Here is a 12,152-nt window from a genome sequence, read left to right as displayed (position 1 = left end):
CCGCTGACCTTCCGGCAGCTCGACCTCCGGTCGAACGCCCTCGCGCGGGCCTGGGCCGCACGCGGGGTCGGGCAGGGCACCACCGTCGCCGCGCTCTGCCGCGACCACCGGGGGCTGGTGCTGACCATGCTCGCCGCGGGCAAGCTCGGCGCGCCGGTGCTGCTGATGAACACCGGCTTCGCCAAGCCGCAGCTCACCGCGGTGGCCGAGCGCGAGAACGTGCGGGTGCTGGTCTACGACGAGGAGTTCACCGACCTGCTCGGTGACATCACCGGTGTCGACCGCTACCTGTCCTGGACCGACTCCGGTGACGACGCCGACTCCGGCACCGTACCCACGCTGGACTCGGTGATCGGTGCCGCCGACGACCGCACCGTCCCGCCACCGGAGAAGCCGGGCGGACTCGTGCTGCTCACCAGCGGCACCACCGGCACCCCGAAGGGCGCCCCCCGGCCGAAGGTGTCCCCGCTGGACTCGGCCCAGTTCCTCGACCGCATCCCGCTGCGCGTGGGCGAGGCCACCTACATGGCCGCGCCGCTGTTCCACGCCACCGGGCTCTCCCAGTTCATCCTCTCCTGCGCGCTGGGCTGCACCGTGGTGCTGCGGCGGAAGTTCGACCCGGAGACGGTGCTGCGCGGCGTCGCCGAGCACCGCTGCACCGCGCTCGTGCTGGTCCCGACCATGCTGCAGCGCCTCGTCGACCTCCCCCCGGAGACCCGCGCGCAGTACGACACGTCCCGTCTGCGGATCATCTTCGTGGCCGGGTCGGCACTCTCGCCCGACCTCGGCAACCGGGCCACCGAACTGTTCGGCGACGTCATCCACAACCTGTACGGCTCGACCGAGGTCGCCGTCGCCACGGTCGCGACGCCGGAGGACTGGCGCCGCGCGCCGGGCACGGTCGGCCGCCCGCCCGTCGGCTGCCGGGTCGCGCTGTACGACGACAACGACCGGCGCATCACCGAGCCGGGGGTGACCGGCCGGGTGTTCGTCGGCAGCGGCCTGGCCTTCGACGGCTACACCGACGGCCGGACCAAGGACGTCCTGGACGGCCTGCTCGCCACCGGCGACGTCGGACACTTCGACGCCGACGGCCTGCTGTTCATCGACGGCCGGGACGACGAGATGATCGTCTCGGGCGGGGAGAACGTCTACCCGGTCGAGGTGGAGAACATCCTGGTGGACCACCCCGAGGTCGTCGAGGCGGCGGTGCTCGGCGTCGACGACGACGACTTCGGCCAGCGGCTGAAGGCGTTCGTGGTCACCACGGACGGCGCGTCCCTGGACGCCGAGGGGGTGCGGGACCACGTGCGCGCCAACCTCGCCCGGTACAAGGTTCCCCGGGACGTCGCGTTCCTGCCGCGGCTGCCGCGCAACAGCACCGGGAAGGTGCTGCGCAACGAGCTCTCCTGACCGGGGCGGGCCGCGCACGCGGTACCCGGGCCCGGACGCAGGCCGGTTACCTGAGGGTAGGGTCTCGGCATGGCCGTTCGTACCAACATCGTCATCACCGGCGCCAGCTCCGGGCTCGGCGAGGGCATGGCCCGGGAGTTCGCCGCCCGGGGCCGCAACCTCGGGCTGTGTGCGCGCCGGCGCGACCGGCTCGACACGCTGGCCGCCGAGCTCACCGAACGCTATCCGGGCATCAAGGTCGTCGTGCGCGAACTCGACGTCAACGACCACGACCGGGTGTTCTCGGTGTTCGACGAGTTCCGCACCGAGCTGGGCACCCTGGACCGTGTCGTGGTCAACGCGGGACTGGGCAAGGGGCAGCCCGTCGGTACCGGCCACTTCGCGGCCAACCGCCAGACCGTCGAGACCAACACGGTCGCGGGCCTGGCCCAGTGCGAGGCCGCGACGGCGATCTTCCGGGAGCAGAACGCCGGACATCTGGTGGTCGTGTCCTCGTTCAGCGCCGTGCGGGGGATGCCGCGCAACCTCACCGCCTACGCCGCCTCCAAGGCCGGGGTGAGCACGCTCGCGGACGGTATCCGCGCCGACACGCTGACGACCCCGATCCGGGTCACCACGCTGCTGCCCGGCTACATCGAGTCGGAGATGACCGGCCGCAAGTCCGGCAGGACCCCGTTGCTGACCGGCAGCGCGGCCGGCGTCCGCGCGCTGGTCCGGGCGATCGAGAAGGAACAGGCGAAGGCCTACATCCCGCCGTGGCCGTGGGCGCCGCTGAGCGTGCTCGTCCGCGCCCTGCCCGCCGGACTGCTCCGCAAACTCACCTGAACCGGCCCGCCCGTGTCGACGGGTGCGGTACAAGGGACGGGCCCGCGGCGGGTGACCGCGGCGGCCGGTGACCGGAGCGCGGGAGAAGAGCCGGGACACGGAAAGGACTCCGATGGGCGCCATCTACCTGGTCAGGCACGGACAGGCGTCGTTCGGTGCGGACGACTACGACGTGCTCTCCGACCGCGGCACGACGCAGGCCCGCCTGGTCGGCACGGAACTGCTGCGCAGGAAGGTCGCGGTGAGCGAGGTCCGCAGCGGCACGCTGTCCCGGCAACGGTCCACCGGGGAGCTGGCGCTGGCCGAGGCGGCACCGGGCACCGGGCTTAAGGAGGACGTCCGGTGGAACGAGTACGACCACACCGACATCACCGCCCACCACGGCGGTGGGGCCGCCCAGGACCGCGCCGACCCCCGTGCGTTCCAGGCGGCGCTGGACACCGCGCTGCGGGAGTGGGTCGACGCCGGGGAGGACAGCCCGTGCGCCGAGACGTGGCCGGAGTTCCGCACCCGGGTCCGCGCCGCGCTCGACGACCTGGTCGCGGTCGTCGGCAAGGGGGAACAGGCCGTGGTGTTCAGCTCCGGCGGAGTGATCGCGACGTTGTGCGGGGCGCTGCTCGGTGATCCGGCGACCGGACTGCTCACCCTGAACCGGGTGGCCGCCAACGGCGGGATCTCGAAACTGGTCACCGGCCGGTCCGGCACCACCCTGCTGTCCTTCAACGAGCACGCCCACTTCGACGGCGACACCGCTCACCTGCTCACCTACCGCTGACCGCCGCCTCCCGTGACGGGGTGGTGCCGTGAAGGCCCCCTTGCCTGCGTGGGATGCAGCGAAGGAGTCCTTCACGGCACCGGACGCAGGGAAGGGGTCCTTCACGGCACCCGGTGGGGTGCCGGGGGGCTCACGGCGTGGGGTGCAGTCGGGGGAGGACGTCCGTGACCAGGGTCAGCAGGACGTGGCTGAGCAGGGTGTGCACCTGTGTGCGGTCGAGGCTGCCGCGGACCAGCCATTCACTGCCCGCGACCTTCACCAGGCCCCCGTAGGACCGCAGCACGGCGTTGTACTGCTCCCACCGGGGGTCGGTGGTGGCGAAGCCCATCGCCTCCAGGACCCGGTCGGCGGCGGTGCGGTCGGCCTCGTCCAGGATCCGCTCGACGTCCGGGTCCCGGCCGATGCCCTCGGGCGTGATCGCGGCGAGCCACATCTTCTCCTGTGCGCTCACCATGCCGAGGAACCAGTCGACCGCGGCCTCGACCCGCTGCTCCAGCGATCCCTCCGGGAGTTCGGTGATCGCGGTGTGCGGGATGTCCAGCGCCCGGCGGACGACCGCGAGGTAGAGCTCCCGTTTCGTGCCGAAGTAGTGGTTGATCAACCCCCGGGCCACCCCGGCGTGGGCGGCGATGTCCGAGGTGGACACCTCGGCGTAGGGCCGTTCGCCGAACAGTGCGGCGGCGCAGGCGAAGATCTGTTCCTTCCGTTCGTCCGGCTCCAGCCTTCGCCATCTCGGCACCGATTCGGTCGTCATGGCGGGCAGTTTCTCACGGGCTCCCCGGCTTCGCCGGGGAAATGGGCAGACGTAACGCCCCGGGTGCCTCGGTGGGCACGATCGGGTGGTTCGGCCGCACCGGTGCCACCCGCCGGTAGGGCGAGCCCGGTTCCGGCCGCGGATCGGCCTCGCCCTTGTTCGGCCACATCGCCATCGCCCGTTCCGCCTGCGCGGTGATGGTCAGCGACGGGTTGACACCGAGGTTCGCCGAGATCGTGGAGCCGTCCACCACGTGCAGCCCGGGGTGTCCGTACAGCCGCTGGTACGGGTCCACCACCCCGTTCTCCGGCGAGTCCCCGATCACGCACCCGCCGATGAAGTGCCCGGTCAACGGGACGTTGAACAGGTCGTTCCAGCCGCCGCCCGGGATGCCGCCGATCTTGTCCGCGACCCGGCGGGTGACCTCGTGGCCCGCCGGGATCCAGGTCGGGTTCGGCTCGCCCGCGCCCTGCCGGGTGCGCATCCGCCTGCCGAACAGGCCGCGGCGGGTGTAGGTGGTCACCGAGTTGTCCAGGGTCTGCATCACCAGCAGCGCGATCGTCTGCTCCGACCACCGCCGGGGGTTGTGCAGGGCGGGGAGCCTGCGCAGGTTGCGCAGCATCTCGCGCAGTCCGGCCAGCCACCGCGGCATCCGGGGGACGGGGTCGGTGAGCACCGCGCCGAGCAGCCCCAGCAGGTTGCTGCCCTTGCCGTAGCGCACCGGCTCGACGTGGGTGACCTCGTCCGGGTGGATCGACGACGTGATCGCCACGCCGCGGTGGTACTCGGTGTCGTCGCGGGTGGTGCGGGCGGCGAGCACGGCCTCGGAGTTCGTCCGCGCCAGCACACCCAGCTTGTCCGAGATCCGGGGCAGCGCACCCGTGTCCCGCATCCGGTGCAGCAGCCGCTGGGTCCCCAGCGCCGAGGCGGAGAAGACGACCTGTTCGGCGGTCACGGTCCACCGTCGCCACGGCCGCGTGGTGTGCGCGCAGGCCACCGCGTAGCCGCCCCCGGGGAGCGGGCGCACCTCGGTCACCGTCGTCAGCGGACGGATCTGCGCGCCCGCCCGCTCGGCCAGGTGCAGGTAGTTCTTCACCGTGGTGTTCTTCGCGCCGTGCCGGCACCCGGTCATGCACTCGCCGCAGTGCAGGCACGCGCGCCGCTCGGGGCCGGCGCCGCCGAAGAAGGGGTCGTCGACACGCTGTCCGGGTTCGGTGTCGTCGTCGCCGAAGTACACGCCCACCGGGGTGGAGCGGTAGGTGTGCCCGATGCCCATGTCGTCGGCGACCTCGCGCATCACCTCGTCCGCCGCGGTGGTGCGCGGGTAGGTCGTGACGCCGAGCATCCGTCTGGCCTGGTCGTAGTACGGCGCGAGCTCGGCCTTCCAGTCGGTGATGCCCGACCACTGACGGTCGGCGTAGAAGGCGTCCGGCGGTTCGTAGAGGGTGTTCGCGTAGACCAGGGAGCCGCCGCCGACGCCCGCCCCGGTGAGCACGAGCGCGTCCGGCAGCGGGGTGATGCGCAGGATGCCGGTGCAGCCGGCCTTCGGGGCGAACAGGTAGTCGCGCAGGTGCCACGACGTGTCGGCGAACTCGTGGTCGGCGAACCGTCTGCCCGACTCCAGGACCCCCACCCGGTAGCCCTTCTCGGTCAGGCGCAGGGCGCTCACGCTGCCACCGAATCCGGAACCGATCACTACGACATCGTGGTCGAACCGCGTCATGCGGTAACCGTCGTCTGTTGTTGGCAACTTGTCAAGAAACGCGATCGAGCGTCCGGTGGTTGCGGCCCCCCGCGGTGCGGGGGCTAGCCTGGCGGTTAGGTAAGCCTAAGACGAGGTGGGTCCGTGGAGCCCGCCGCGACGAGTGGAGGAACCCGGCATGGCCGATCGGGAACAGGACCGCGGCGGCAAGCCGGTGTGGCGGACCGAGGTCGTCCGCACCGAGCGGGTGACCCCGTGCATGACGAGGGTGGTACTCGGTGGCCCCGGCCTGGCCTCCTTCCCCGCGACCGGCTGCACCGACAGCTACGTCAAGGTGCTGTTCCCGGTGCCCGGGGTCGACCTCCCCGAGCCCCTCGACACCGCGGCCCTGAAGGACGGACTGGAGCCCGCGGACCGCCCGCGGAAACGCACGTACACGGTGCGGCAGCACGACCCGGACGCCGGGGAACTGGCGCTGGACGTGCTGTACCACGGCGAGGTCGGACTCGGCGGCCCCTGGGCGCGCAGCGCCCGGCCGGGTGACGAGGTGCTGCTGCTGGGCCCCGGGGGCAAGTACGCGCCGGGCGCGGACGTGGACTGGCACCTGTTCGTCGGCGACGACGCCGCGGTGCCCGCCGTCGCCGCGTCCCTGGAGGCGGTGCCCGAGGGGATGCCCGTGCGGGTGCTGCTGTCGGTGGCCGACGCCGCCGAGGAACAGCCGCTGCCGACCAAGGGCGACGCCGAGATCCGGTGGCTGCACCGCGACGCCGGGGAGGACCTCGTCGAGGCGGTGCGCGCGCTCGAATTCCCCGAGGGCCGGGCGCAGGCGTTCGTGCACGGCGAGGCCGGCGCGATGAAGGAGCTCCGTCGGCACCTGCTGTCCGAACGTGGCCTCGACAAGAGACTGCTGTCGCTCTCCGGGTACTGGCGCAGGGGCCGCGACGACGAGTCCTGGCGTGCGGAGAAGAAACAGTTCATGGCCTGACCCGGGTGCGGCGAAGTCGGCCACGCGCGGTCCGTTCTCCGGTAGAACGAGATCATGACGGAACTCACTGTGGAGGCGGACCCGGCCGAACTCGGCTTCGACCCGGGCAGGTTGGCCCGCATCGACCACCGGCTCGGCCGGTACGTGGACGAGGGACTGCTGCCGGGATGGCTGACGGTGGTGACGCGGCACGGCCGGATCGCCCACGTCGCGCGCCGGGGCTACCGGGACGTCGAGGCGGGGCTCCCGGTCGCCGACGACACCCGGTGGCGGATCTTCTCCATGACCAAACCCGTGACCTCGGTCGCGGCCATGATGCTGTTCGAGCGGGGCGAGTTCGCCCTGACCGACCCGATCCACCACTGGCTGCCCGAATACGCCGACATGCGCGTGTTCGTCAAGGGATCGAGCACGCAACCGGTGACCGTGCCCGCCACCGAGCCGATCCGGGTGTGGCACCTGCTGACCCACACCGCCGGACTCACCTACGGATTCCACTACGCCCACCCCGTCGACGCGCTCTACCGCGAGGCGGGGTTCGACTCCAGCGTGCCGCCGGGCAAGGACCTCGCCGCGTGCAGCGAGCTCTGGGCGGACCTTCCCCTGGTGTTCGAACCCGGCACCGAATGGAACTACTCGGTGGCCTCGGACGTGCTCGGCAGGCTCGTCGAGGTGGTCAGCGGGCAGCCGCTGGACGAGTTCTTCGCCGAGCACATCCTGGGTCCGCTCGGGATGACCGAGACCGGTTTCCACGTCGACCCCGCGGACCACGACCGGCTCGCGGCGCTGTACGTGCCCGAACCCGGCACCCGACGGGCCGTGCGCAACGACGCCTTCGGCGACGCGATCAAGCAACGGCCCGACTGCCTGCAGGGCGGGGCCGGCCTGGCCTCCACCGCCGCCGACTACCACCGGTTCACCCAGTTCCTGCTGCGTCGCGGCGAACTCGACGGGGTGCGACTGTTGTCCCCGCGCACGGTCGGGCTGATGACCCGCAACCACCTGCCCGGTGACGCGGACCTGGAGCGGTTCGGCAGGCCGTTGTTCGCCGAAATGCCGTTCGACGGGCACGGGTTCGGGCTCGGCTTCTCGGTGCTGCGCGACCCGGTGAAGGCCAGGACGCTGTCCAGCGCCGGGGAGTACGCCTGGGGCGGTGCGGCGTCCACGGCGTTCTGGGTGGACCCGGCCGAGGAGCTGACGGTGCTGTTGTTCACCCAGCTCCTGCCGTCGAGCACCCACCCGCTGCGGGAACAACTCCGGCAACTCGTCTACCAGGCCCTGGTCTGACGCACGCGCACGGCGGGTCCACGCTCCGTCCACCCGGGGACACGGAACGCGGACCCGCCGTCGCCCTGATCAGGCCGGATCAGGCCGGGACCGCGTCGGTGACGCGTTCCCAGCTGCGGTGCCCGGCGAGGCGGTCGGCCAGCCGCGCGGCGAGGTCGTCGGGCAGCGAGTCCTGATCGGCCGTGGTGGTGAGCACCCCCTTGTCGTCGACGACGTCCGGGCCGTCGGCGAGCCGGTCGGTGACCCCGGCGGTGCGGAGCAGGTCCACGCCCGCCCCGAACGCGGCGACCGGCTTGGCGTGCTTGTACGCCTCGGCCACGAAGTGCACCGCGTAGCCGTCGTCCGAGAGGGTCGACACGGCGTCCGCCCCGGAGGCCACGACGACCCCGTCGTAGAGCACCGACGCCATGGTGTTCACGGCCCGGTCGGCGGTGACGGCCTCGCCGGTGGCCGGTTCCACCTGCCCCTCGGTGAGCGCGAGCACCTCGACGAGGACCTTCCGTTCCCGCAGTGCCGAGATCAGCGCCCGGATGCCCGCCGTGTCGGCGCCGTCGGCGGTGAGCACCGCGACCGCGCGGGTTTCCGGGCGGTCCATCCGGGTGTTGAGCTGGGACAGCGCGGGCGACGACCGACCGTGGTTCGGCCGGGCGGCCTCGGCCGGGGGGTCCACCCCGATACCGCGGGCGACGCGGACCGCGAGGGTGTGGTCGACGTGGTTGAGGTGTTCGACCACCCGTTCCCGGATCGGCTTGTGCCGTACCTTGCCGAGTTCGAACCGGAAGGCGGCCACGATGTGTTCCGCCTCCACCTCGGACATGCTGTTCCAGAACAGGGTCGCCTGCGAGTAGTAGTCCTGGAAGCTCTCGCTGCGCTTGCGGATCTTGTACCCCTCGACCTTCTCCTGGTAGTGCGTGAAGGCGCCGGCGTCGGCGATCGCCGGGCAGCCGCCGTCGAGGGTGTCCTTGTGGTACGGGGCCTGCCCGCGGTGCACCTGGACCTGCATGTAGCCGTCGCGCTGGTTGTTGTGCACCGGCGCGGTCGGGCGGTTCACCGGGATCTGGGCGAAGTTCGGCCCGCCGAGCCGGATGAGCTGCGTGTCCAGGTACGAGAAGTTCCGGGCCTGCAGCAGCGGGTCGTTGGTGAAGTCGATGCCGGGCACGACGTTCGCGGTGTGGAACGCCACCTGCTCGGTCTCGGCGAAGAAGTTGTCCGGGTTGCGGTCGAGCACCATCCGCCCGACCGGCCGCACGGGAACCTCCTCCTCCGGGATGATCTTGGTGGCGTCCAGCAGGTCGAAGTCGAACCGGTGCTCGTCGGACTCGTCGACGAGCTGCACCCCCAGTTCGTACTCCGGGTAGTGCCCGGCCTCGATGGCGTCCCACAGGTCGCGCCGGTTGTAGTCCGGGTCCTTGCCCGCGATCTTCTGGGTCTCGTCCCACACCAGGGAGTGCGTGCCCAGCTTCGGCGTCCAGTGGAACTTGACGAAGGTGCCCGTGCCCTCGGCGTTGACCAGCCGGAACGTGTGCACGCCGAAGCCCTGCATCATCCGGTAGCTGCGCGGCAGTGCCCGGTCCGACATCAGCCACATCATCATGTGGATGGTCTCCGGTTGCAGGCCCACGAAGTCCCACAGCGTGTCGTGGGCGGACTGCGCCTGCGGGATCTCGTTGTGCGGCTCCGGTTTCACCGCGTGCACGAAGTCGGGGAACTTGATCCCGTCGTGGATGAAGAACACCGGCATGTTGTTGCCGACCAGGTCGTAGTTGCCCTGGTCGGTGTAGAACTTGGTGGCGAAGCCACGGACGTCGCGGACGGTGTCGGCGGAGCCGCGCGAGCCCGCGACGGTGGAGAACCGGACGAACGTGGGCGTCTGCCGGTTCGGGTCGGTGAGGAAGTGGGCGGTCGTGTAGTCCGACAACCACGAGTCGTACGGCTGGAAGTAGCCGTACGCGCCCGAGCCCCGTGCGTGCACCACCCGTTCCGGGATCCGCTCGTGGTCGAAGTGGGTGACCTTCTCCCGGAAGTGGAAGTCCTCCAGCAGCGTCGGGCCCCGTTCGCCCACGGTCAGCGAGTCGTCGGTGTGGTCGACCTTGAGACCCTGCTGGGTGGTCAGTTCGGTGTCCTCCTGCGACACCCGGAACTGGTCGAGTTGGCGGTCCTTCTCGTCACGACGTTGCTGTGCCACGGCCGGTTGCCTCCCCGTCGGTTCTGCTCGACTGCTCCGGGGGCGGCTACCCGGCCGTGGTCGGCGGAAACGGCCTCAGAACCCGAATACCCCGCCCGAGCGTGCGTCGGCAACGCACCGGTTGGCGTACTCCGTGGAGTAGTCCACCGGATCCCCCTGCCAGTGCCCGTGCGCCCGGGCGCGGACGGGGGAGTAGACCATCGTGCAGGTCGAGTCCTTCACGGGCAGCCGTGCGAAGTCGCCCCCCGCGTGGGTCAGCGCCGCGCAGGCGGCCCGGGCCCGGGGATGGGTCCCGGCGTCGGGGGAGCAGGTCAGGTGCACGACACGCTCCGGCCCCGTCGTTCCCCGCAGGCTCAGCACCAGGGAGGACTCGGGAGTTGCGGCCGGGGCGCCCGAACAGACGGCGGCGATCGTGCATGCGGTCACGGTTGTCGCTGAGATCAAGGCCATGTGGCCGTTATCGGCACGCCTTCGAGCGAACCTGTGTACTCGACCGGATGATTGTGTCCACTCGAACGGGCGAGGTGGTGGCTACGGACGGTGGTGCCCGGGAGGCGCGCCCGCGGGTTCCCCGGCGCGGCGCCACCCGGGTGGCCGTGAGCAGTGTCACCGAGACGTCGGTCACCGCGGTCCGGGCCGGGTGGGTCGACCGTGTTCTCCTCGGGTCCCGCCCCGTCGGTCCGGGTCGGGGCGGAGGCCGATCCACGTAAACTCGGGGTGGTCCCCGGCGACGAGAGGAGGTTCCGGTGTCCACCGCGGAGGAACGCCGGTTCGAGGTGCTGCGCGCCATCGTTGCCGACTACGTCTCGAACCAGGAGCCGGTCGGGTCGAAGGCGCTGGTCGACCGGCACAACCTGAGTGTGTCGAGCGCCACGGTCCGCAACGACATGGCGGCCCTCGAGGAGGAGGGCTACATCGCCCAGCCGCACACGAGCGCGGGACGGATCCCGACCGACAAGGGTTACCGGATGTTCGTCGACCGGCTCTCCGAGATCAAGCCGATCTCCGGGGCCGAACGGCGGGCCATCATGCAGTTCCTCGAGGGCGCCGTGGACCTCGAGGACGTCCTGCGCCGCTCGGTGCGGCTGCTGGCCCAGCTGACCCGCCAGGTCGCGGTCGTGCAGTACCCGACCCTGACGAACTCGACGGTGCGGCACCTGGAGCTGGTCGCGCTCACCCCGGCCCGGCTGATGATCGTGCTGATCACCGACACCGGGCGCGTCGACCAGCGCACCGTCGACCTCGGTGACGTGATCAACGAGGACACCGTGGCCCGGCTGCGGGAGATGCTCAACAGCACCCTGTCCGGTCAGCGCCTCGGCGACGCGGCGACCCGGGTCGCCGAGCTGCCGGAGCAGGCGCCGGCGGAACTGCGGGACGCGGTCGCGAGGGTCAGCTCGGTGCTGGTCGAGTCGCTGGTCGAGCACCCCGAGGAACGGCTGGTGCTCGGCGGCACGGCGAACCTGACCCGCAACGTCGCCGACTTCCCCAACTCGCTGCGGCAGGTGCTGGAGGCGCTGGAGGAGCAGGTCGTCGTGCTGAGACTGCTCGAGGCCGCACGCAACCCCGGTGCCGTCACCGTGCGCATCGGTGAGGAGAATGAGGACGAGCAGATGCGGAGCACGTCGGTCGTGTCCATCGGCTACGGCTCGGACGAGATGCTGCTGGGGGGCATGGGCGTGGTCGGCCCGACCCGGATGGACTACCCCGGCACCATCGCCGCCGTGCGGGCGGTGGCCAACTACGTGGGGCGGATCGTGGCCGGCAAATAGTCGGTCCGCCGACCGGCGCGAATACCCTGTCCGGCGGGCGGGCACGACGGGGCCGCACCGGCCGGGGCCGCGGGACGGGGCCCGGCGCACAGCTTTCAGGATTTTCTCGTAGGAGGACGGCAAGACGGTGGCCAACGACTACTACGGCACCCTCGGGGTGTCGAGCAACGCGAGTGACCAGGAGATCAAGCGCGCGTACCGCAAGCTCGCGCGCGAGCTGCACCCCGACGTCAACCCGTCCGAGGACGCGCAGCAGAAGTTCAGTGAGGTCACCACCGCCTACGAGGTGTTGTCCGACCCGCAGAAGCGGAAGATCGTCGACATGGGCGGCGACCCGATGGACAACGGCGCCGCCGCGGGCGGCGGTGGCCGGGACCCGTTCGCGGGCTTCGGCGGTCTCGGCGACATCATGGACGCCTTCTTCGGCGCCGCCGCGGGCGGGGCGCGCGGGCGC

General features: G+C 71.3%; 11 protein-coding genes. 7 read left to right on the top strand and 4 right to left on the bottom strand.

Annotated elements, in window-relative coordinates; translation table 11 throughout:
• The 3 genes from ACTIR_RS23700 to ACTIR_RS0115530 all read left to right on the top strand — a co-directional run.
• Positions 1-1,413 (top strand): acyl-CoA synthetase (locus tag ACTIR_RS23700; RefSeq protein ID WP_034240405.1); only part of this gene is annotated, 1,413 nt, incomplete at its 5' end.
• Between the two features lie 69 nt (positions 1,414-1,482).
• Positions 1,483-2,238: an SDR family oxidoreductase gene (locus ACTIR_RS0115535; RefSeq protein ID WP_007024202.1), complete on the top strand. Its 756-nt coding sequence runs from the start codon at positions 1,483-1,485 to the stop codon at positions 2,236-2,238.
• A 112-nt stretch (positions 2,239-2,350) separates the two neighbouring features.
• Complete coding sequence (locus ACTIR_RS0115530; protein ID WP_026454967.1) at positions 2,351-3,013, top strand: histidine phosphatase family protein; 663 nt, start codon at positions 2,351-2,353, stop codon at positions 3,011-3,013.
• Between the two features lie 130 nt (positions 3,014-3,143).
• Here the strand turns inward: ACTIR_RS0115530 and ACTIR_RS0115525 are convergent, their stop codons facing one another.
• Entirely contained in the window at positions 3,144-3,767 is a 624-nt protein-coding gene (locus tag ACTIR_RS0115525; RefSeq protein ID WP_026454966.1) for a TetR/AcrR family transcriptional regulator, read from the bottom strand.
• Between the two features lie 13 nt (positions 3,768-3,780).
• Positions 3,781-5,490 carry a GMC family oxidoreductase N-terminal domain-containing protein gene (locus ACTIR_RS0115520; RefSeq protein ID WP_026454965.1) on the bottom strand — a complete coding sequence of 570 codons (1,710 nt, stop codon included), beginning with the start codon at positions 5,488-5,490 and terminating at the stop codon, positions 3,781-3,783.
• A gap of 157 nt (positions 5,491-5,647) precedes the next feature.
• On the opposite strand from ACTIR_RS0115520, the gene ACTIR_RS0115515 reads away from it, so the two are divergent.
• A complete protein-coding gene (locus ACTIR_RS0115515) occupies positions 5,648-6,454 on the top strand; it encodes a siderophore-interacting protein (RefSeq protein WP_026454964.1) in 807 nt (268 codons plus the stop codon).
• A 54-nt stretch (positions 6,455-6,508) separates the two neighbouring features.
• A complete protein-coding gene (locus tag ACTIR_RS0115510; protein WP_026454963.1) occupies positions 6,509-7,741 on the top strand; it encodes a serine hydrolase domain-containing protein in 1,233 nt (410 codons plus the stop codon).
• Between the two features lie 79 nt (positions 7,742-7,820).
• On the opposite strand, the gene ACTIR_RS0115505 is transcribed toward ACTIR_RS0115510, so the two are convergent.
• Positions 7,821-9,926: a catalase gene (locus ACTIR_RS0115505; RefSeq protein ID WP_026454962.1), complete on the bottom strand. Its 2,106-nt coding sequence runs from the start codon at positions 9,924-9,926 to the stop codon at positions 7,821-7,823.
• Between the two features lie 75 nt (positions 9,927-10,001).
• Positions 10,002-10,376: an SSI family serine proteinase inhibitor gene (locus ACTIR_RS0115500; protein ID WP_026454961.1), complete on the bottom strand. Its 375-nt coding sequence runs from the start codon at positions 10,374-10,376 to the stop codon at positions 10,002-10,004.
• 296 nt (positions 10,377-10,672) lie between these two features.
• Between ACTIR_RS0115500 and hrcA the strand changes: the two genes are divergently transcribed.
• Positions 10,673-11,698, top strand: a complete 1,026-nt coding sequence (gene hrcA / locus ACTIR_RS0115495) for a heat-inducible transcriptional repressor HrcA (RefSeq protein WP_026454960.1) — start codon at positions 10,673-10,675, stop codon at positions 11,696-11,698.
• Between the two features lie 127 nt (positions 11,699-11,825).
• Positions 11,826-12,152, top strand: a 327-nt coding sequence (locus ACTIR_RS23695; RefSeq protein ID WP_034240403.1) for a DnaJ domain-containing protein, incomplete at its 3' end; no start/stop codon positions are given.

Source organism: Saccharomonospora iraqiensis subsp. iraqiensis (assembly GCF_000430445.1).
In the GTDB taxonomy this organism is placed as follows: Bacteria; Actinomycetota; Actinomycetes; order Mycobacteriales; family Pseudonocardiaceae; genus Saccharomonospora; species Saccharomonospora iraqiensis.
The sequence above is the reverse complement of the archived record's forward strand: the minus strand, read 5'-3'. Positions and strand labels throughout refer to the sequence as shown.